Below are 20090 nucleotides of genomic sequence, written 5' to 3' on the forward strand. Positions count from 1 at the left end.
AGAGATGCTTCGGCTGCGCGGACGTCAGACAAGCATGACGGGCTGAACGACTAAAAACCCCACGATTCCATGTTCAATATCTTCATTCGGCGGCCGGTTTTATCGCTCGTTATTTCTCTTTTCATCACGCTGCTGGGGCTGGGTGCGCTGTTCGTGCTGCCGGTGACGCAGTTCCCCGACATCGTGCCGCCGTCGGTGACGGTGCGGGCCAAGTACAACGGGGCCAATGCCGAAGTATGCGCCAAGGCCGTGGCTACGCCCTTGGAGCGCGCCATCAACGGCGTGCCGGGCATGACCTACATGAACACGGTGACGACTAACAACGGCACCACCCTGGTAGAGGTGTTCTTCGAAGTGGGCACCGACCCCGACCTGGCCGCCGTGGCCGTGCAGAACCGCGTGACCACCATCATCGACGAATTGCCGGAGGAAGTCATAAAGGCTGGCGTGACCACCGAAAAGGAGGTAAATTCTATGCTGCTCTACCTGAACGTGGTGAGCGACGATAAAACCGTGGGCGAGAAGTTTATCTACAACTTCGCCGACATCAACGTTTTGCAGGAGCTCAAGCGAATCAAGGGCGTGGGCTTGGCCGAGATTATGGGCTCGCGGGAATACGCCATGCGCGTGTGGCTCAAGCCCGACCGCATGCTGGCCTACCGGCTGGGGGCCGATGAGATTGTGACCGCCATTCAGGCCCAGAACATTGAGGCCGCGCCCGGCCGCTCGGGCGAAAGCTCGGGCCAAAAGGCCCAGGCGCTGCAATACGTGCTGCGCTACACGGGTAAATTATTCGAGCCCGAGCAGTACAAGAAGCTGGTGGTGCGTGCCAACCCCGACGGCTCGGTGCTGCGCCTGGAAGACGTGGCCGACGTGGAGTTCGGCGTGCAGACCTACCGCATGACCTCAAAGTCGGATGGCCAGGCCTCGGCCGCCATCATGCTCAAGCAGCTGCCCGGCTCCAACGCCTCGGACGTGATTGCGGCCGTGAAAACCCGCATGGCCGAGCTGCAAAAAACCAACTTCCCGCCCGGCATGCGCTACAGCATCAGCTACGACGTGTCGCGCTTCCTCGACGCCAGTATTCACGAAGTGCTGCGCACGCTGGCCGAGGCATTTTTGCTGGTGTTCGTGATTGTGTTCCTGTTTTTGCAGGACTGGCGCTCGACCCTGATTCCGGCGCTGGCAGTGCCGGTGGCGCTGGTGGGCACGCTGTTTTTCATGAAAATAATGGGGTTCAGCATCAACCTGCTCACGCTGTTTGCGCTGGTGCTGGCCATTGGTATTGTGGTCGATAACGCCATCGTGGTGGTCGAGGCCGTGCACGCTAAAATGCACGAGGAACACCTGAGCGCCATGGACGCCACGCTGGCGGCAATGGGCGAAATCGGCGGGGCCATTATCGCCATCACGTTGGTGATGTCGGCGGTGTTTATTCCGGTGTCGTTTATGAGCGGGCCGGTGGGCGTGTTCTACCGGCAGTTTTCGCTCACACTGGCCATTGCCATTGTGATTTCGGGCGTGAATGCGCTCACGCTTACGCCCGCGCTCTGTGCGCTGCTGCTGAAAGAGCCGAAGCAGGACAGCGAGCGTACGGGCCTGATGGGCCGCTTCTTCGCCGGCTTCAACCGCCGCTACGAAGCGTTTGCCGACCGCTACCAGGGGCTGGTGCGCACGGTGGCCTCGCGCCGCCTGATTACGGTGGCCATGCTGCTGTTTTTCTTCGCCGCCACCTGGGGCGTGAGCCGGATTCTGCCCACCGGCTTCATCCCGAGCGAGGACCAGGGCATGGTGTATATCAACGTGACCACGCCGCCCGGTGCCACCGTGGAGCGCACCCAGCGCGTACTCGACCAAGTGCAGCGCGTGGCCAGCAAAATGGGGCCGGTGGAATCGGTTTCGACCCTGGCCGGCTACAGTTTGCTGAACGACGTGTCGGGGGCCAGCTACGGCATGGGCATGATTAACCTGGCCGCCTGGGACAAGCGCAAGCAGTCGACCACCGAGCTGATTACCGAGCTGAAAGCCAAAACCCGCGGCATCACCGATGCCCAGATTCAGTTCTTCACGCCGCCCACTGTGCCGGGTTTCGGCAACGCCGGCGGCTTCGATTTCCGGGTGCTGGACCGCACCGGGCGCGGCGATTTGCAAGCCACGGCCGCCGTCACGCAGCGCTTCGTGAAGGCCCTGAACGCCACGCCGGCCATCGAGGGCACCTTCTCCGGCTTCGACCCCAGCTTTCCGCAGTACCTCATCCACCTCGATGCCGACCTGGCCGCCAAAAAAGGTGTGACCGTAGCGCGGGCCATGAGCACGCTGCAAACCCTGATGGGCGCGAACTATGCCTCTAATTTCATCCGCTTCGGCCAGATGTATAAGGTGATGGTGCAGGCCCTGCCCAGCGCCCGCACCCAGCCCGAAGACGTGCTGAAGCTGTACGTGAAAAACGACCGGGGCGAGATGGTGCCCTTCGCCACGTTCCTGCGCCTGGAGCGCGTGTACGGCCCCGAGCAGCTCACCCGCTACAACATGTATCTCTCGGCCCAGGTGAACGGCGACGCCGCCCCCGGCTACTCCTCGGGCGATGCCGTGAAGACCATTGAAACCGTGGCCGCCAAGGAGCTGCCGCGTGGCTACAGCTACGAATGGAGTGGCATGACCCGCGAGCAAATCATCTCGGGCAATCAGGCGCTCTACGTGTTTGGCGTGGTGCTCATCTTCGTGTACCTGCTGCTGGCGGCGCAGTACGAAAGCTTCCTGCTGCCCCTACCGGTGCTGCTGAGTTTGCCCACCGGCATCTTCGGGGCCTTCCTGGCACTCAAGCTCCTGGGCCTCGAAAACAACATCTACGCCCAGGTGGCACTGGTGATGCTGGTGGGCCTGCTGGGCAAAAACGCCATTCTCATCATCGAGTTCGCGGTGCTGCGCCGCAAGGAAGGCGCGTCCGTCCTCGACGCGGCGGTGGAAGGAGCCCGCTCCCGCCTGCGCCCTATCCTGATGACTTCGTTCGCCTTCGTAGCCGGCCTGATTCCGCTGTGCATTGCCGATGGCGCGGGCGCGATGGGCAACCGCTCCATCGGCACGGCGGCGGCCGGCGGCATGCTGATTGGAACGGTGTTCGGGGTGGTGCTGATTCCGGGGCTGTACGTGCTGTTTATGCGGCGGAAGAAGGATGAAGGGGTGGAGGAGCCACTTTCGGAGCAGGAAGTGGCCGTTCACGCGTAACCTCACCCCCCGGCCCCCTCTCCCGCGGAGAGGGGGGAGCCAGACGATTGTAGCACATGCTTCAGCTTGTGCATAGGAATTTCAAACTGATTTATGTCTTTGATTCATTCTTTTCCCTTTTATAAAACTCTAACCCAAAGCCGTCTGGCTCCCCCTCTCCGCGGGAGAGGGGGCCGGGGGGTGAGGCGCACGTTAGGCGGACTACTCCTGGCCCTCTCCCTCGCTAGCTGCACCGCCTCCCTCCCACTCGTCACCCAGCCCCGGGCCACGGCCGTTCCCACCGCCTTCCAAACGCAGGCCGCCGACACCGTTACCATCGCCCGGCTCGACTGGCAGCAATTCTTTGCCGATTCGGCTCTGGTTTCGTTGATTGACACCGCCCTGCGCGCCAACCCCGACCTCGGCATTGCCCTGCAACGGGTGGAGCAGGCCCGCGCCGGCCTATTGGCCGCTAAGGGTGCGCTATACCCGCAGGTGAGCGCCGGCGGCGTGGGCAGCCTCGACAAATTTGCCGACTACAGCGGCGTGGGCAACACCGACACCAACGACGGCCGCCGCCTGCCCAACCTCGTGCCCGACCTGTTCGTAGGCTTCCGCAGCACCTGGGAAATTGACCTCTGGGGCAAATTGCGCAGCCGCCGCAAAGCCGCGTACGCTCGCCTGCTGGCTACCGAGCAGGGCCGCCGCCTCGTGCAAACGCAGCTAGTGGCCCAGGTCGCCAGCGGCTACTACGAGCTGCTGACCTACGACAACCAGTTGGCCGTGCTCGAAAAAAACCGCGCCTACCAGGAGCGCGCCCTCGAAGTGGTGAAAATCCAGAAGCTGGGCGGGCGCGCCACCGAGCTGGCCGTGCAGCAGTTTGCCGCCCAGCTGCTGCGCACCCGCAGCCTGGCCGCCGAAGCCCGGCAGCGCATCGCGGCTTCCGAAAACACCCTCAACCGCCTGCTGGGGCGCTACCCGCAGCCCATCCGGCGGGGCCGGGCACTGGCCCTCCAGCAGCTGCCCGCCGCCGTGTCGGCTGGGCTGCCCGCCACTATGCTGCTGCGCCGGCCCGATGTGCAACAGGCCGAGCTGCAGCTCACCGCGGCCCGTGCCGATGTGGCCGCCGCCCGCGCCGCCTTCCTGCCCTCGCTCACGTTGGCCCCTTACCTCGGCTTGAATGCCTACACCCCGGCGCTGCTGCTGAGCGCGCCCGGCTCGCTGGCCTACGGCCTGCTGGCCGGCGTGGCCGCCCCGGTGCTCAACCGCAGCGCCGTACGGGCCAGCTACGCCCGCAACGCCGCTGAGCAGCGCGCCGCCTACCTGGGCTACCAGAAAACCATTCAGACCGGTTTTGAGGAGGTGACTACCAATCTGCGCGGCCTCGAAAACTACCGCGAAGTGGCCGACCTGCGCCAGCAGGAGGTCAACGCCCTCACCCAAGCCGTGGCCACGGCCAACGACCTCTACCGCGCCAACTACGCCACCTACATCGAAGTCATCACCGCCCAACGCAGCGTGCTCGAGGCCGAGCTGAACCTGACGGCCGCCCGCCGGCAGCAGTTTCTGCTGCTTATTGACCTCTACCGCGCCCTCGGCGGCGGCTGGACGGCGCAGTAGCGTTAGAAGCGTAAGTGGCTAATTGAACGTCATGCTGAGCGCAGTCGAAGCATGACGTTCAATTAGTTGCTCATTCTCTCTTCCCTTTTATGCCCGACGCCGACCATTTTCATCTTAGCCTCACCGACGAACTGGCCCTGGAGCGCACCCGCCTGGCCAACGAGCGCACCAACCTGGCCTACCTGCGCACGGGTCTGGCCCTGGTCATTGCCGGGCTCTCGCTCATCAATTTCTTCCGCGATGACGTATTCATCTGGATTGGGGCCTTCTTCATTCCCTTTGGCCTGGGCGTAATCGGCCTGGGCTGGGTGCGGTTTCGGGCCAAGGGCCGCCGTATCGCGGCGGCCGTGGCGGCCCGGCAGCGGCGGCATGCCGCCCGTTCCACTACCTGATTTTACTTGCTCACCCTCTCTAACCCTTCGGGGCTTTCTGCGCGCGCGGCTTCGCAAGCCAACATACTTATGTCAAAAACGATTATTGTTTCTAACCGCCTGCCCACCAAAGTTCAGCGCACCGACGACAGCCTTACTTTTCAGCCCAGCGAGGGCGGCCTGGCCACTGGCCTGGGCTCCATCTACCGCCAGGGCGACAACGTGTGGGTGGGCTGGCCCGGCCTGTTTGTGCACAATGAAGCCGAGGAAAGCCTCATCACCCAGGAGCTGCACGCCGACAACATGGCCCCGGTTTTCCTCACCGAGGATGAAATCCGGGACTATTACGAAGGCTTCAGCAACTCCACGCTCTGGCCCACTTTTCATTATTTCACCGAGTTTGCTACCTACGTCGATGCCCACTGGGCCGCTTACGTGGCCGTGAACGAGAAATTTTGCCAGGCCGTGCTGGCCCAGTCCGGCCCCGACGACGTCATCTGGGTGCATGACTACCAGCTGCTGCTGCTGCCCGAGCTGCTGCGCCGCGCCCGGCCCCGGGCCACCATCGGCTTCTTCCTGCACATCCCGTTTCCGTCCTACGAGCTGATTCGGGTGCTGCCCTGGCGCACGGAGCTGCTGCGCGGCATGCTGGGGGCTGATTTGCTGGGTTTTCACACTTTCGGCTACATGCGGCACTTCCTCAGCGCGGTGTCGCAGCAGCTGGGCTTGCCCAACCAGAACGGCCAGATTGAGACGCCGAGCCACACCGTGCGCGTCGATGCCTTTCCAATGGGCATCGACTACGAGCGCTACGCCACGGCTGCCGCGTCGGAAGAAGCGAAGGCCCACACGGCCGAGTACCGGCAGGCCCTAGGCGACACCCGCATCATCCTTAGCATCGACCGGCTCGACTACACCAAGGGCATTCCGCAGCGCCTGCGGGCCTTTAATGAACTGCTGGAGCGCTACCCAGAATGGCGCGGGCAGGTGAGCCTGATTATGGTAGTGGTACCCTCGCGCGACCAGGTGGCGCAGTATGCGTCGCTGAAAGAGGAGGTAGATGAGCTGGTGGGCCGCATCAATGCCCAGTACCGCACCATCAGCTGGAGCCCGGTGCACTACTTCTACCGCTCGTTTCCGTTGCCCGAGCTGGCCGCGCTCTACGCCATGGCCGATGTGGGCCTCGTAACACCCCTGCGCGACGGCATGAACCTGGTAGCCAAGGAGTACGTGGCCAGCCGGCTCGACCACCGCGGCGTGCTCATCCTGAGCGAGCGGGCCGGCGCGGCCCGCGAGCTGTCCGATGCCCTCATCATCAATCCCACCGACACCCGCGCCCTGGCCGAGGCCCTGCACGAGGCCCTGGTGATGCCCGGCGAGGAACAGGAGCGCCGCATGCACACCATGCAGGCCCTGGTGCAGCGCTACAACGTGTTTTCCTGGACCAAACTCTTTATGAACCAGCTGGCCTATACCAAGATGAAACAAGAAACCCTGGCCACGGCCAACCTCGACGAAGCCGCCACCGCCACGCTGCTGGCCAACTATCACGCCGCCGAGCAGCGCCTGCTACTGCTCGACTACGACGGCACGCTCGTGCCCTTCCACCCCGACCCCACCCGTGCTGCCCCCGACCCGGAGCTGCTGATGTTGCTGCGCGCCCTCACCGACAACCCGCAGAACCGCGTGGTCATCATCTCGGGCCGCGACCGCACCACGCTGCAGCAGTGGCTGGGCCACCTGCCGCTGCACTTCATTGCCGAGCACGGCGTGTGGCTGCGCGGGGCCGAATCGGAAGAATGGCAGCTCTTCCAGCCCCTGCGCAACGACTGGAAGCGGGAATTGCGCCCGGTGCTGGAAGTGTACGTGGCGCGCACCGCCGGCTCCTTCATCGAGGAGAAGGACTACTCGCTGGTGTGGCACTACCGCCGCGCCGATGCCGAGCTGGGCCCCGTGCGCGCCCGCGAGCTGCTCAGCCACCTCAGCTTCATCACCGCCAACACCGATTTACAGGTGCTGGAAGGCAATAAAGTGCTCGAAATCAAGAATGCCGGCATCAACAAGGGCACGGCGGCCGTGCGCTGGCTAGGCCAGTATGCGCCCAGCTTCATGCTGGCTCTCGGCGACGACCGCACCGACGAGGACACCTTCCGCGCCCTGCCGCCCGAGGCCTACACCGTGCGCGTGGGCCAGGCCCAGCACTCGGCCGCCCGCTTCCACATCGCCTCGCCTGCGGACGTGCGGCAGCTGCTGCGCCAATTGATTGGGTGAAGTCGGAGGAGTAATTGAACGTCATGCTGAGCGCAGTCGAAGCATCTCTACCGCAATAGTAAAATGAATTACTTGCGCGGTAGAGATGCTTCACTGCGTTCAGCATGACGTTCCTTTTTGCATAAACCCCTCTTCAGGCGTGCTTGCCGGGCGACCAGCCGTGGCCGGCCAGCTGCTGCTCGCCCAAGGCTACGGCCCCGGGCTCCAGGTGCGTACCCATCGAGTCGTTCCAGCGGTTGAGGTAGCCGAAGAGGCTGATGACGCCCAGCATTTCCACGATTTCGCCCTCGTTCCAGTGCTGGCGCAGGTTGTTGGCAATAGTGTCGTTCACGGCGTTGGGCACGGCCGAGGCGGCCACGGCAAAGTCCAGGGCCGCCCGCTCGGCCGGCGAAAAGGCAGCGTGCGTGGCGTATTCCCAGATGTGGTCCATCTGCTCCTGCTCGGCCCCGTAACGGCCGGCGGCCAGCATGGTGTGGGCCTGGCAGTACTGGCAGCCCGCCGCCAGGCTGCTCACGTAGCCGATGAGGCGCTTGAGGGCGCTGCTCACGCGGCCGTGGTTGGCCATCACGGCCTTGTTCAACTCAATAAACGCCGTGGCAATGGCCGGCCGGTGCTGCATGGTGAGCACACTGTTGGGGCAGAAGCCCAGCGTTTCGTTGAAGAAAGTGGCCAGCTGCGCCACTTCGGGGTTGGCATCGGGAGGCAGCGGCGCTACGAGGGGGAGGGACATGGGAGGAGGAAAATGGGCGACGAATGGCCGCGCAAAGCTGCGTCGAAATAACCGGCCCTCTCCAAATAAGGCTCTACAGGGCCATGAAGAGTGAGCCGAAAAAAACGTTTTACTTGACGGAGCCCATTGGAGCAGTTCTAACGCGCCGCATAACGTTCGCCTCACCCCCGGCCCCTCTCCGAAAAGGAGAGGAGAGCCTGACGATTCCGGTGAGGAGCATTTCCGGTGTCCCCTCTACTTTTCGGAGAGGGGCCGTGCCCGGCAGGGGTCAGGGGGTGAGGCGAGTGCGTGAACGACGCGGTAGAGATGCTTCGACTGCGCTCAGCATGACGTTTTAGCAAAACATTATGACGGCCTTTTACTCCACGAAGCTCGGCTTGTCCAACCGCTGCGCGATGCGGTAAGCGGCATTCACCAGCCCGACGTGGCTGTAGGCCTGCGGGAAATTGCCCCACTGCGAGCCGGTTTTAGCATCTACGTCCTCGCTCAGCAGGCCGAGGTGGTTGGCGTACTTGGTCAGCTTCTCGAACTCGGCCACTGCTTCATCCACGCGGCCGACACAGGCCAAGGCCTCCACGTACCAGAAGGAGCAGATGAGGAAGGTGGTTTCGGGCGTGCCGAAATCGTCCGGGTGGCGGTAGCGGTAGAAGAGGCCTTCGGGGGTCATCAGCTCCTTTTCCAGCTCGGCGAGGTGGTGCTTGGCGCGTTCCGACGACGGGTCGAGGTAGCCCATGGTGATGAGCTGAATGGTGCTGGCATCGAGGTGCGGCGAGCCGATGGCGTTCGTGTACACGCCGCGCTCAGCGTTGAAGCACTCTTCGAGGCGCTCCTGGGCCATATTGAGCAGGCGGGTGGCGCGGGCTTCCATTTTGGTGTCGCCCAGGCTTTGGGCTACGCGGCGGGCGGCGTGGCTGCCGGCCCAGTGAAAGAGGTAGGTGTAGCAGTGCTTCTGGGCAATGTGGCGGAACTCCCAGAGGCCGGCGTCGGGCTGGTCCATGGTGGCTTCAATGAGGCGCAGGCACTCCTCCACCAAGCCCAGCGGGGCCACGCGCTCGGGGTCGCGGAAACGGCTGTCCACGTACAGCGGCAGCAGCGCCACCAGCACCTGCCCGTACACGTCGTTCTGAATGTGGGTGTAGGCATCGTTGCCAATCCGCACCGGCTGGTTGCCGAGGTAGCCGGCCAGGGGCAACTCCGTTTCGGTGAGCGTGGCGGCCCCGCCGATGCCGTAGAGCGGCTGCAGCTTGCCCTCAACCTTGGTGCTGATGTTGGCAATGAAGTGGAAGTAGCGCTCCAGCTCCTCGAAGTGGCCGATGTTGTTGAAGGCCGTGAGGATGTAGTACGTATCGCGCATCCAGCAGAAGCGGTAGTCCCAGTTGCGGGTGCTGCCGGGGGCTTCGGGCAGGCTGGTGGTGCTGGCCGCAATCACGGCCCCAGTGTCTTCGTACTGGTGGATTTTCAGGGCCAGGGCCGAGCGAATGACCTGTTCCTGGTGGAAGCTGCCGATGCTGGTGCTCTTCACCCAGCCGCGCCAGTAGGCGGCGGTGGCCAGCAAAAACCGCTCGGCGGTGCTTTCCAGCGGGGCCTCCAGCGGTGCGCCGTAGGTGAGCACGAGGTATTTGGTTTCGTTAAGCACGAAATCTTCCTCGTCGAAAATGTAGGTGAGCGGGATGTTGGTGGTGAGACGGATTTCCTCTTCCAGGCCCAGAAACGCGATGTGATTCGAGCTACGGCGGCGCGTGAGGGCCTGCTCGCCGTACTGCCCCACCGGCCGGCAGGCCACCCGAATACGCGGCGCACCACTCAGCGGCTCCACCTTCCGGATAAACATCAGCGGCTTGTAGTAGCGTTCGTACTGCGGAAAGCGGGGCGCAAAGTCGGTGACGCGGTAGCGGCCGTCCTCGGTTTCGATTTCGGTGCACAGCACGTTGGTATTGTCCTGGTAGTACTGGCGGCCCGGGCCGGTGATGCCGGCGGCGGGCCGGATGCTGTACTCGCCGCCCTTGTCCTCATCGAGCAGGCTGCCAAACACAAAGCTGCTGTCGAAGCGTGGCCAGCAGAGCCAGCGCACGGCGGTGTCGGTGCCAATGAGGCCCAGAAAGGCGCAGTTGCCAATCAGGCCCATGTCATAGGTATGTTTCGTCATCAGGTTTCGGAATTGGTTCGAATTAGCCCCGGCGCGCGGGGTGGGTTCCCAATAGGGTACCCCGTTCGGGGGGCTGGGGTTGTGGCCGGAAGACCACAAAAGCTCAGTCCTGCAGTTTCTCGCCGCCCAGGCGCGCCAGCACCTCGGCCGGCAATTCCAGGGTGCGCATGGGGAAGGGAATGACGATGCCGGCCGCATCAAACGCCTGCTTGATGCGCATGATGGCCTCGCTTTTGGCCCCCACGTAGTCGACCTGCCGGCGATACGGAATCCAGAAGCGCAGGCTGAAGGTGATGGAGCTGTCGGCAAAGCCGGTGAACATCACCTGCGGCGGCTGGTCGGTGAGCAGCTCCGGAAAGTCGGCCATGGCGGCCAGCACCACGTCGCGCACCTGGGCCAGGTCGGAGCTGTAGGCCACGCCGCATTCTATATCCACGCGGCGGCGGGTGGTGACGCTATAGTTGGTTACGGCACTTTCGAACACCTTGCGGTTGGGCACCCGCACCAGCTCGCCGGTTACCTGGCGCAGGTCCAGCGTGCGCAGGTTGATGCGCTCGATGGTGCCAAAAAACTTGTCGGTTTCAATCACGTCGCCCACCGTGAAGGGCCGCTGCACGGCGATGATGATGCCGCTGATAAAATTGGCCGCAATATCCTGAAAGGCAAAGCCCAAGGCCAACCCGATAATACCCACCCCAGCCAGCAGCGACGTGACCGTCTTGTCCAGCCCCAGCACTTCGAGCCCGAAAAAAGTACCCACCAGCAGCACCGCCACGTACGCCAACGTGCTGATGAGGCTGTGCAGCGTAACGGCTCCCGGCGACACCCGCGGCAACACGCTGGCCAGGGCCCGCCGCGTGAGCCGGGCGGCAAACACCGTGGCCGTGAGCACCAGCAGGGTAATGAGCAGGTTGGGCAGCAGCAGCACAAACTGCTGCACCCAGTTCACGAGCTTATTGGAAAGTAAGTCAAACGTGCGGTGAATCTCTAGCATGTAGTAAAAATAGCAGCGTGATGTCCCCGCTGATACGGGGCGGCACCCGGTCCCGGCTTATTCGGATTGCCTACGCCGGCCGGCTACGGGCGGGGGGCGGGCTTCAGCCGGCGGCCTTTTCCGCCTGCTCGGGTGGCGCGGCGGCAGCGGCTTGCTGCTGCACCGCGGCCCGCGACGGGGGCACGTCGCCCTTGCCGGCGGGCCAGCCTTCGCGCTGGCTTTTGCGGTCGCCATCGGTGGCTTCGGTCTGGTCGTGCCACAGAATTTGCTGGGTGGGGAAGGGCAGGTCGATGCCGTGGGCAGTGAGCGTGTTTTTGATGGCTTCGAGCACTTGGTCCTGGGCGTCCATGATGTCGGCGCGGCGCGGCGGATTAATCCACCAGCGGGCGCGGATGTTGACGCTGCTGCCGGCCAAATCTACTACCAGCGCCTCGGGCGCGGGGTCGGCCAGCACGCCATCCACACCCTTCATGGCTTCGACAATCAGCTGGCGGGCTCGGCCGATATCATCGCCGTAGCCAATACCAATGTCGTATTGCAGACGGCGCTTATCGTAAGCCGTATTCACCGTCACGGCGTTGATAAACAGCTCGGCGTTGGGAATAACTACCCGCCGGCCATCGTAAGTTTTGATGGTCGTGGCCCGCGTCTGAATTGATTCGACGGTGCCCTCAAAGTCCTTATACTTAATCTGGTCGTCGATTCTAAAGGGCTCGGTGACGAGCAGCAGGACGCCGGCCAGAAAGTTCTGAAAAATATCCTTGAAGGCAAAGCCAATGGCCACGCCCCCCACGCCCAGCGCGCTGAGCAGGCTGGCTGGCGTGAAGCTAGGCACCATAATAGTGACCGTAACCAAAATGCCCAGTATGAGCGCGGCCACGTAGGACAAGCGGCTCAGCAGCAGCTTCAGGCTTTGGCTCTGGCCCCGGTTCTGCACCAGCCGCTCCACCAGCGACTGCACCCCACGGGCTATAAAAATGAATACCACGAACACCACCACCCCGAAGAGCAGGTTGGGCAGCAGGGCCATAAAGTCGCGGCCCATCTGGTTGATTTTCTGCCAGGCAATTGAAAAATCCATGAAGCTAAAACAGGAGGTGCGGGAGAAGGAGAAAGCGCGGAGATTATTCCCGCGTCGGCCAGGTAAGTTTTAGGGCGTGGCCTGCACTTCTTTTTTGAGGCCTTCCAGGTTCTGCTGCGACCCCGCCAGCTGCTGCTCCATAGCGGTGAGCTTGTTTTTTTCGGTTTCGATAACGGCCTTTTGCTGGGCTATCTGGGTGGTTAGCTCCTGCACTTTGCGGGCCTGCTCGGCCACGGCGGGGTTAGCAGAGTTCAGGTCGGCCGCCACGGGCGCTTCGGCTCCCGATTGGCAACTGGAAAAAGCCAGGGTGCTGGCCAATAGCCAGGCTGCGGTGGAAGGAAACGTAGGCATAGGTTTGGGGGTTAAAAGTTGAAGCTGAGTAACTGGGTGTTTATCAGCCAAATACTTACTTATTGGGTAGCGCCAGCTCGATGTACAGCGGAAAATGGTCGGAGCCCACGTCGGGCAGGCGCTTCAGCTCCACTACCTGAAACGGCTCGCTGACAAAAAAGTGGTCGAGCGGCCAGCTCATGAGCGTGGAACGGGCGCTGAACGTATTGTAGAGGCCGCGCCCCAGGCTCACGTCGTGCAGCTCGCCCTCGCGGGTGAGCTGGTGGATGGTGCTCGACCAGCTCACGTCGTTGAAATCGCCGGCCACGATGGTAGGCCGCTCGCTCTGCTGCACCCCGTCGGTCACTTGTTGCAAAGCCTTGCCGCGCAGGCCCACGCCATCGGGATAGGCATCGTCGGGAATGGGCGGCGTGGGGTGAATGCCGAAAAACGTGACCTGGCGGCCATCGGGCAGCCGCAGGTGCGTGCGGATGGACGGCACGCCGGGTTGCAGCGGGTACTGCACCTGGGTGTGGGCCAGCGGCAGGCGCGAGTAGAGTATCATGCCGTAGGCGTTGGCGCGGGGCAGCTCGACGCGGTAGGGATAATCGGGCTCCAAGGGCCGCAGCGCCCGCGCCCACCAGGCATCGGGCTCCAGCACCAGCAGCACGTCGGGCCGCGCGGCATCAACCAACTGCCGCAGGCGGGCGTCCTGCCGGTTTGTTATCAGTACGTTGATGACCAGGATGCGCAGCCGGGCGGTAGCACCCGCCGGGGCAGTGGGCACGGCTTTCGGGGCGAAGGGCAGGTAGGGCCACAGAAAAAAGGCCTGTACGCCCATCCCTACCCCCAGGGCCAGCAGCAGCCCCCGCCGCACCCGCCGGTGCGCCGGCCAGCTTAGCGCCAGCCAACCCAGCAGCAACCCGGCCAGCACCACCAGCAGCTGCAGCCGGGGAAAGCCCAGCACCTGCACCCACCATTCATCGGACGGCACCACCGAAACCAGGGTCAGCAGCAGCGCCAACGCGCCCAGCGTGGCCAGCAGGTAGCGCAGCCCGGTCAGGAAATACGTCATCGATAAAAATTTGATTGTCAGTTATTCGTCGTCGATTGTCTCCGTGTTAAATTTCTCCTGACAACCAACCGCTACCCAACTGGCAATGGATACGCCGCACGCTACTGCGTTTTAGCCTGGGTTTTCACGCCCTTCAGATTCTGCTTGGCCCCATCGAGCTGGTTCTGCAGGGCTTCGAGCCGCTTCTTCTCGATATCGGCCTCGTCTTTCTGTTTCTCGACCGCGCGCTCCCGGTCTTTCACGGCGTCTTTCTGGTTATTGTACGATTTCTCCTGCGCATCTACCTGCTGCTGGAGGTCAATCACCTTCTGGGCCTGCAGGACCACGGCGGGGTTAGTCGATTTTAGGTCGTCGCTGACGGAATGACCCAACGAACAGCCGCTCCCGGCGAGGCAAACCAACGCAAATAAGCAGTTGAGGCCTGTGGGAAAATACTTCATCATGTGCAGTTTTTGTTCTTGAAAATGAGAATGAACGCCCGTAAGGCTCTTCGGTTTTACGGGGCTGGGGCCGGCAAGTTTATTTTGGGACCAGTAAGCGAGGACGCGATGCTCCTGATGCTCCTCCTCCCATCGATGGCTTCGCGACTACCTGCGGCGCGAAGAATTGCGGCGGGCCGGCCGGGGTGCCGGCTCATTCTGCGTCTCAACCAGCAGCTTTACCGGTTGGCGGCCACCGGCCCGCAGGCGCAGCCAGGCGGCCAGGCGGCGCTCCTCGGCGGCGGGTAGCGGGCGGCGGGTGCGCACGGCCACCAGCACGGTGGTATCGGCCCGGAGCGAGTCGGCGGCGGGGCGCACCAGGCGGCTCAGGCCCAGCTGGCGCACGGCGGGGTGCTCCACCTGCACTTCGCGCAGCAGTGCGCTTGCGCCGGGCAGGCCGGCGGTGGCACTGTCGGGGTTCACCAGCAGCTTCTGGAGCTGCGCCAAACGGGTTTCGTAGCCCACCAGGGTTTGCTCCTGGCGGTTGCGCACATCTTCGAGCACGCTGCTGCGCAGGGCCTGCGTGTCGGTCGAGTCGAGACGGGCCAGGCCCTGGCGCACGGTTAGCACGGCCCCTTGCAAGCGGTAGCGCGGCAGCTGGGTGCGGGCCTTTTGCAGCAGGGCCGGCGTGAGCCGCTGGCCGGCCAGCAGCACGTTGAGGGTGCGCGGCCGGGGCAGAATGCGGCTGGTGACGACGAAGGTGCCGGGCAGGTTCAGCTGCTCATCCACGAAGCGCTGGGCGTTGTGCGTGAAGGTGCCGTCGCGCACGATGCCCACGGCCAGGTATACGCTGGGCGCGGCCGTGAGCAGCGCCACCGCCCAAATGCTGAGCTGCACCCGCCGCGCCCGTTTCACGCTCACGAAGGTGTGCTTGGGCAGCGGCAGCACCCGGCACACCAGAAACGTGGCCAGCGCAATGAACACGCAGTTAATCGAAAACAGGTACAGCGCCCCGAACAGAAACGACCAGTGCGCCGTGGCCAGCCCGTAGCCGGCCGTGCACAGCGGCGGCATGAGGGCAGTGGCAATGGCTACGCCCGGCACGGCATTGGTGTGGCCCTTGCGGGTGAGGGCCACTGCCCCGGCCGCCCCGCCAAACAGGGCCACCAGCACGTCCCAGGTGCTGGGCTGGGTGCGGCTCAGCAGCTCGGAGCCCGCGTCGGTGAGGGGCGTGAGGCGGAAGTAGAGCGCCGACACCAGCAGGCTGAACACCGAAGCCGTGAGCAGGCTTTTGAGCCCACGCTCAATCAGGCCCAGCTCCAGCGTGGCCGCTCCGTAGCCCATGCCCACGATGGGCCCCATCAGCGGCGAAATCAACATGGCCCCGATGATTACGGCCGTGGAATTCACATTCAGTCCCACCGAGGCCACCAGAATGGCGAAAATCAATACCCACAGGTTGGTACCCCGAAACGCAATGCCCGCCTCCACGTCAGCCTGAATCTCGGCCGGGTCGGCCATGTCATCGGTGAGCAGAAAGCGGGTGCTTAGGAAGCGGCGCAGAACGTCAAGCATGCGGAAAGATAGGCGCGGAAGAAGGACCCGGGGCGGGCCGGTTGGTTTAGGCCGCCGGGGGCGCGGCCGGGCCTTTCTCCGCGTCCATCAGGCGCACGAGCAGCTCGGGCATTTTCTTGGGGAACTGCACCTCCACGATATCGGAGGGCATCGATACGTTGTCGGCGGCCAGCAAGGTGGTTTTCACGCGGTTCATCAGGCGCGAGCGCAGCTCCAGCACGCCGCGCCGGTACTCCTCGGCCTCGGCCCAGAAATACACCCGGATGTTGACGGTGCTGGTGGCCAGCTCGTCAATCACGGCGAAGGGCTGGTGCGGGAGCTCCTGCAGCACCAGCGGCTCCAGCTTCACCTGCGCCATAATGGTGTCGATAACGGCCTGCGCGTCGGCGTCGTAGTCGATGCCGATGAGAAACTCCTGGCGGATGTGGCCGTCGCGGGTGAAGTTGGTGACGGGCTCCTTCAGCACCAGCGCATTGGGCACGTAAATATCCTTGCCGTCGTAGGTTTTGATGCGCGTGGTGCGCAGGTTCAGCTCCATCACCCGGCCCAGCAGGTCCTTCACCTGAATGCTGTCGTGCACGTCGAAGGGCCGGTTGAAGGCCAGGATGACACCGGCCAGGAAGTTTTCGGCAATGTCCTTGAAGGCAAAGCCCACCAGAAAGGCCGACAAGCCCAGCCCGCCCAATAGCCCACCCACCACGCCCGACAGCCCGATGATTTGCAGCCCCAGCAACAGCCCGCCCAGCACCAGCAGCCAGCGCCCCACCTGCGTGAGGAAGTTGGTGAGCAGCGGGTCGGCGGAGTGCGCCGCCAGCTTGACTGTGAGAAAGCGGCGCAGCCGCCCCGAAGCCAGCCACACCACGGCCAGCAGCACGGCCGCCACCAGCAGGCGTGGCAGCACAAACAAAAACTGCGTCCAATACGTGTGGGCAACGGTGGTGAACTCCTGCAGCATGGGCGCAAACGGGGATTAAAGCAACTGAAAACCCAGTGCCGGCTAGGCCACTGGCGTATCGTCCCGCAGCCACTCGGCGGCGGGCGAAATTTCCTCAAAAAAGGCCGTCGTTACCAGGCGGCGCAGCTGCTCGGCCACGGCGGGCGTGTGCAGGCGGTGCTCGGGCGCAAGGGTGGGCACCACGGCGTAGCGCTCGAAGTCGGTGTCTTTCAGCACGGCGGGCAGCCAGGTGGTGAGCAGCCACTCGCGCTCGGCCGCATCGGGGGCGGCGGGCATGGCCCGGTGGTCGGCCAGAATGCCCCGCAGGTGGTGGCGCCGTAATAGGTTATGGGCGTGCACGTAAAGCGCCCGAAACTCGGGCCCGGTCATGGGCGCACCCGACCAATACAGGTGCAGGTACCCGTCTTCGGGCGAAAAATCGACTGAGCCGACGGCGTTGGAAAAATAGTTTTGGGTGGGAAACATTAAAAAAGGGGGGCAAGAAGCTACGGGCAGGCCAATGACCCGGTTAGGCGGAGCGCGGAGTAAGCCAGCTCAACAGTCGCTTTAACGTAAGCCCCTGCACCACGGCTGAAAACAGCACCACGGCAAACGTCATCGGCACAAATACCTCCGGGTGCAGGCTGTCGGGCAGGCCCAGCGCCAGCGCCAGCGAGATGCCCCCGCGCAGCCCGCCCCAGCTCAAAATAACCAGCGTGCGCGGCGGCAGCCTCTTCGAGAGGCCCAGCATCCGGGTGTTCATGGCCAGGGCCACGTAGCGCACCAGCAGGGCCAGCACCGCCGCCGCCACGCCCAGCCCCAGATAAAATGGGCTGAACCCAATCACAACCAATTCCAGGCCCATCAGCACGAAGAGCACGGCATTGAGCACCTCATCCAGGGCCTCCCAGAACTTCTCCAGATATTCGCGGGTGGTGTCCGACACGGCTTCGCTGCGGCTCACGTTACCGATGGCCAGGCCCGCCACCACCATGGCCAGCGGCCCCGAAACGTGCAGGGCGCTACACAGCGCGTAGCCGCCCATCACCAGGGCCAGGGTCAGAATGACTTCAGTCTGGAAGTGGTCCACGGTTTTGATAAGGCGGTAGCCCACGTAGCCCAGCACCGCCCCGGCCAGCAGGCCGCCCCCCGCCTCGCGCAACAGCAGCAGGGCCGCCGAGCCCGCGCTGGGCGTTTGGCCGGGCGTGGCCAGCTCCAGCAGCGTCACGAATACCACCACCCCAAAGCCGTCGTTGAAGAGCGACTCGCCGGCCAGGTTGGTTTCGATGTTCTTGTCCAGGTCGGTGGTTTTGAGAATACCCAGCACGGCAATGGGGTCGGTGGGGGCGATGAGGGCCCCGAACAGCAGGCAGGGCAGCAGCGGCAGGTCCACGCCAGCCAGGTGCAGCAGGCCGAAGGTGCCCACGCCCACCAGGGCCGTAGCCAGCAGCACTCCAAGCGTGGAGTAGGCCGCAATGCTCTGCCACACCGCTTTCAGGGCATCTACCCGCACGTGCAGCGAGCCGGCAAAGAGCAGAAAGCTCAGCACCGACCCCATCAGAAACCTCGTGAAATCGAACTGCAGCAGCGCCCCCCGCACGATAGCCGTGAAGCCCGGCACGATGCGCCCGCCCGCCAGCACGCCCGCCGCCGCCACCACGCCCAGCAGCAAAAACATTATCCCTGCCGGCTGACGGAAAAACCGGGCATTTAAGTAAGAAAACAGCGCCGCCAGGGTCAGCAGCGAGGCCGAAAAGGTAAATAAGCTCATGGGTATGATGAACGGCTAATGAATGCAGAGGTTATTGTCCCCCGCCTTAGGAAGGCCGGCCGGCGTGGTCGGCCCTTGCTTCGGGCAGTACCGCCGTAGCTTCCTGGCTCAGTGTTTCGCGGATGAAGCTCTGGCGCAGGTGCTCATAGAGCGAGTGCGGGTCGACGAGCGCGGCCACGGCCTGGGCCAGCATGGCCCCAATCAGCAGCTGGAAGATGGCTGAGTGCCGGTCCGTCATTTCCAGCACCAGAATAGCGGCCGTGAACGGCGAGCGCACCACCCCCGTGAGGAAGCCCACCATGCTCACCAGAATCAGTAGGTTGCGGTCGGCCACGGCCACGTGCGCCAGCTGCGCAATGCCGTCGCCGAGCAGCGCGCCCGCGCTCAGCGAAGTGGCAAACACGCCGCCCGCCCCGCCGCTGCTGTAGCTCAGGGCCATGCCCGCGAAGCGCACCGGAAACAGATAGCCCGGTGTCGCGCCACTATTTTGAAACAGCAGCCGGTTGATGATGGGCTTGCCCGTGCCCACGCCATCGGGGCCCACCAAGTAGGCCAGCCCGGCCAGCACCAGCCCGCAGCTCACCACCCAGCCCGCCTGCGCCAGCGGCGTGGCAAAACGCCGGCGGAAGCCGTTGAGCCAGAGCAGGGTTTTAGCAAAATAAGCTCCCGCCAGGCCGCAGGCTACGGCCGCCATCATCACCAGCACCTGGTACCAACCGGCCGGCGAGGTAACTTTGGGAAAGCCCAGGTACAGGTAAGAACCCAGAAACTGCTGGGCCGTGAGGCCGGCGATAATGACGGCGCTGAACACGGCCATGCGAAAGCGCGAGAGGTGAATCCGGGTCAGCTCCTCCACCACGAAAACGATGCCGCCCAGCGGGGTATTGAAGGCCGCTGCCAGGCCCGCCGCCCCGCCCGCCACCAGGGCAATCTGGCGCGAGAGCTGCGGCCAGCCCGGCGGCTGCAGGCGGTTGATGGCTCGGAAAATGGCGGCCGAAACCTGAATGGTCGGCCCCTCGCGGCCAATAACGCCGCCGCCGAGCAGCAGCACTACGCTGCTCAGGACCTTGACGCCGGCCACCCGCAGACTCAGCAGATAAGCGGTGTGCCGGTGCTGCGCGGGGTTCGAGAGCTCGATGCCGGCCATTACCTGCGGGATGCCGCTGCCCCGCGCCGCCGGGGCAAAGCGTTTCACCAGCGCCCACGACACCAGGAAGGCCAGCGGCGTGAGCCCGAAGGCCAGCAGCGGCTCGCGGCGCAGCCAGCCGAAGCTCACTTCTTCGGCCCAGACGAAAACCTTTTCGTAGCCCACGGCCATCAGGCCGGTTAGCAGCGAGGCAATCCAGAAAGGGAAGCTTTGCAGGATGAGACGCCGCACCCGGGCCGTATACAGCGGTTGGATAAAAACATGGTCGAACCAGGCCAGTGTACGGGCATAGCGGGAGGGAGAATCGGGCATAGAGGGGGCAAAGGTGCGGGTAATTTAAACGGGGCCACTGCGGCGGCGGCTTACTTACCAACCGATTTGGGGGACGAATGGTAACACAACCAACGCCATTCATCGTCCGT

Annotated in this window: 16 protein-coding genes; 4 read left to right on the plus strand and 12 right to left on the minus strand. The window is 63.9% G+C overall.

Translation table 11 applies throughout. From position 1 onward, the window contains the following. Positions 1 to 69 precede the first annotated feature (69 nt). The 4 genes from ABIB44_RS08635 to ABIB44_RS08650 all read left to right on the plus strand — a co-directional run bounded on the left by ABIB44_RS08635 (position 70) and on the right by ABIB44_RS08650 (position 7466). Entirely contained in the window at positions 70 to 3225 is a 3156-nt protein-coding gene (locus ABIB44_RS08635; RefSeq protein WP_354584238.1) for an efflux RND transporter permease subunit, read from the plus strand. A 180-nt stretch (positions 3226 to 3405) separates the two neighbouring features. Beyond that, a complete protein-coding gene (locus tag ABIB44_RS08640) occupies positions 3406 to 4824 on the plus strand; it encodes an efflux transporter outer membrane subunit (RefSeq protein WP_354584239.1) in 1419 nt (472 codons plus the stop codon). A gap of 89 nt (positions 4825 to 4913) precedes the next feature. Next, the gene (locus tag ABIB44_RS08645; RefSeq protein ID WP_354584240.1) at positions 4914 to 5216 is read left to right on the plus strand and encodes a DUF202 domain-containing protein; all 303 of its coding nucleotides are present in this window, start codon (positions 4914 to 4916) and stop codon (positions 5214 to 5216) included. A gap of 69 nt (positions 5217 to 5285) precedes the next feature. Beyond that, the gene (locus ABIB44_RS08650; RefSeq protein WP_354584241.1) at positions 5286 to 7466 is read left to right on the plus strand and encodes a bifunctional alpha,alpha-trehalose-phosphate synthase (UDP-forming)/trehalose-phosphatase; all 2181 of its coding nucleotides are present in this window, start codon (positions 5286 to 5288) and stop codon (positions 7464 to 7466) included. Positions 7467 to 7599: 133 nt separating this feature from the next. On the opposite strand, the gene ABIB44_RS08655 is transcribed toward ABIB44_RS08650, so the two are convergent. The 12 genes from ABIB44_RS08655 to ABIB44_RS08710 form a co-directional block, all read right to left on the minus strand. Next, positions 7600 to 8196 carry a carboxymuconolactone decarboxylase family protein gene (locus tag ABIB44_RS08655; RefSeq protein ID WP_354584242.1) on the minus strand — a complete coding sequence of 199 codons (597 nt, stop codon included), beginning with the start codon at positions 8194 to 8196 and terminating at the stop codon, positions 7600 to 7602. Between the two features lie 358 nt (positions 8197 to 8554). Then, entirely contained in the window at positions 8555 to 10342 is a 1788-nt protein-coding gene (locus tag ABIB44_RS08660; RefSeq protein WP_354584243.1) for a glycoside hydrolase family 15 protein, read from the minus strand. Positions 10343 to 10445: 103 nt separating this feature from the next. Next, positions 10446 to 11336, minus strand: a complete 891-nt coding sequence (locus ABIB44_RS08665; protein WP_354584244.1) for a mechanosensitive ion channel family protein — start codon at positions 11334 to 11336, stop codon at positions 10446 to 10448. Positions 11337 to 11439: 103 nt separating this feature from the next. Beyond that, complete coding sequence (locus ABIB44_RS08670) at positions 11440 to 12417, minus strand: mechanosensitive ion channel family protein (protein ID WP_354584245.1); 978 nt, start codon at positions 12415 to 12417, stop codon at positions 11440 to 11442. Between the two features lie 69 nt (positions 12418 to 12486). Then, positions 12487 to 12768: a hypothetical protein gene (locus ABIB44_RS08675; protein WP_354584246.1), complete on the minus strand. Its 282-nt coding sequence runs from the start codon at positions 12766 to 12768 to the stop codon at positions 12487 to 12489. Positions 12769 to 12823: 55 nt separating this feature from the next. Beyond that, on the minus strand, positions 12824 to 13822 hold the full coding sequence (locus tag ABIB44_RS08680) for an endonuclease/exonuclease/phosphatase family protein (protein WP_354584247.1): 999 nt from the start codon (positions 13820 to 13822) through the stop codon (positions 12824 to 12826). Positions 13823 to 13923: 101 nt separating this feature from the next. Then, a complete protein-coding gene (locus ABIB44_RS08685) occupies positions 13924 to 14265 on the minus strand; it encodes a hypothetical protein (protein WP_354584248.1) in 342 nt (113 codons plus the stop codon). 144 nt (positions 14266 to 14409) lie between these two features. Next, positions 14410 to 15816 carry a DUF389 domain-containing protein gene (locus tag ABIB44_RS08690; protein ID WP_354584249.1) on the minus strand — a complete coding sequence of 469 codons (1407 nt, stop codon included), beginning with the start codon at positions 15814 to 15816 and terminating at the stop codon, positions 14410 to 14412. Between the two features lie 46 nt (positions 15817 to 15862). Next, on the minus strand, positions 15863 to 16771 hold the full coding sequence (locus tag ABIB44_RS08695) for a mechanosensitive ion channel family protein (protein WP_354584250.1): 909 nt from the start codon (positions 16769 to 16771) through the stop codon (positions 15863 to 15865). Between the two features lie 42 nt (positions 16772 to 16813). Further along, on the minus strand, positions 16814 to 17236 hold the full coding sequence (locus ABIB44_RS08700) for a hypothetical protein (protein WP_354584251.1): 423 nt from the start codon (positions 17234 to 17236) through the stop codon (positions 16814 to 16816). Between the two features lie 43 nt (positions 17237 to 17279). Beyond that, positions 17280 to 18521, minus strand: coding sequence for a cation:proton antiporter (locus tag ABIB44_RS08705; RefSeq protein WP_354584252.1), 1242 nt, complete (start codon positions 18519 to 18521; stop codon positions 17280 to 17282). A gap of 46 nt (positions 18522 to 18567) precedes the next feature. Further along, positions 18568 to 19980, minus strand: a complete 1413-nt coding sequence (locus ABIB44_RS08710) for a chloride channel protein (protein ID WP_354584253.1) — start codon at positions 19978 to 19980, stop codon at positions 18568 to 18570. Between the last annotated feature and the right edge of the window lie 110 nt (positions 19981 to 20090).

The sequence above is a fragment of the Hymenobacter sp. UYCo722 genome, assembly GCF_040547115.1.
In the GTDB taxonomy this organism is placed as follows: domain Bacteria; phylum Bacteroidota; class Bacteroidia; order Cytophagales; family Hymenobacteraceae; genus Hymenobacter.

Excerpts from the sequence above, each read along its gene's own strand:
- ABIB44_RS08700 (WP_354584251.1), bottom strand. The coding sequence starts at position 17,236 with ATGTTTCCCACCCAAAACTATTTTTCCAACGCCGTCGGCTCAGTCGAT.
- ABIB44_RS08710 (WP_354584253.1), bottom strand. The coding sequence starts at position 19,980 with ATGCCCGATTCTCCCTCCCGCTATGCCCGTACACTGGCCTGGTTCGAC.
- ABIB44_RS08695 (WP_354584250.1), bottom strand. The coding sequence starts at position 16,771 with ATGCTGCAGGAGTTCACCACCGTTGCCCACACGTATTGGACGCAGTTT.
- ABIB44_RS08655 (WP_354584242.1), bottom strand. The coding sequence starts at position 8,196 with ATGTCCCTCCCCCTCGTAGCGCCGCTGCCTCCCGATGCCAACCCCGAA.
- ABIB44_RS08675 (WP_354584246.1), bottom strand. The coding sequence starts at position 12,768 with ATGCCTACGTTTCCTTCCACCGCAGCCTGGCTATTGGCCAGCACCCTG.
- ABIB44_RS08680 (WP_354584247.1), bottom strand. The coding sequence starts at position 13,822 with ATGACGTATTTCCTGACCGGGCTGCGCTACCTGCTGGCCACGCTGGGC.
- ABIB44_RS08650 (WP_354584241.1), top strand. The coding sequence starts at position 5,286 with ATGTCAAAAACGATTATTGTTTCTAACCGCCTGCCCACCAAAGTTCAG.
- ABIB44_RS08670 (WP_354584245.1), bottom strand. The coding sequence starts at position 12,417 with ATGGATTTTTCAATTGCCTGGCAGAAAATCAACCAGATGGGCCGCGAC.
- ABIB44_RS08705 (WP_354584252.1), bottom strand. The coding sequence starts at position 18,521 with ATGAGCTTATTTACCTTTTCGGCCTCGCTGCTGACCCTGGCGGCGCTG.
- ABIB44_RS08635 (WP_354584238.1), top strand. The coding sequence starts at position 70 with ATGTTCAATATCTTCATTCGGCGGCCGGTTTTATCGCTCGTTATTTCT.
- ABIB44_RS08665 (WP_354584244.1), bottom strand. The coding sequence starts at position 11,336 with ATGCTAGAGATTCACCGCACGTTTGACTTACTTTCCAATAAGCTCGTG.
- ABIB44_RS08645 (WP_354584240.1), top strand. The coding sequence starts at position 4,914 with ATGCCCGACGCCGACCATTTTCATCTTAGCCTCACCGACGAACTGGCC.
- ABIB44_RS08690 (WP_354584249.1), bottom strand. The coding sequence starts at position 15,816 with ATGCTTGACGTTCTGCGCCGCTTCCTAAGCACCCGCTTTCTGCTCACC.
- ABIB44_RS08685 (WP_354584248.1), bottom strand. The coding sequence starts at position 14,265 with ATGATGAAGTATTTTCCCACAGGCCTCAACTGCTTATTTGCGTTGGTT.
- ABIB44_RS08660 (WP_354584243.1), bottom strand. The coding sequence starts at position 10,342 with ATGACGAAACATACCTATGACATGGGCCTGATTGGCAACTGCGCCTTT.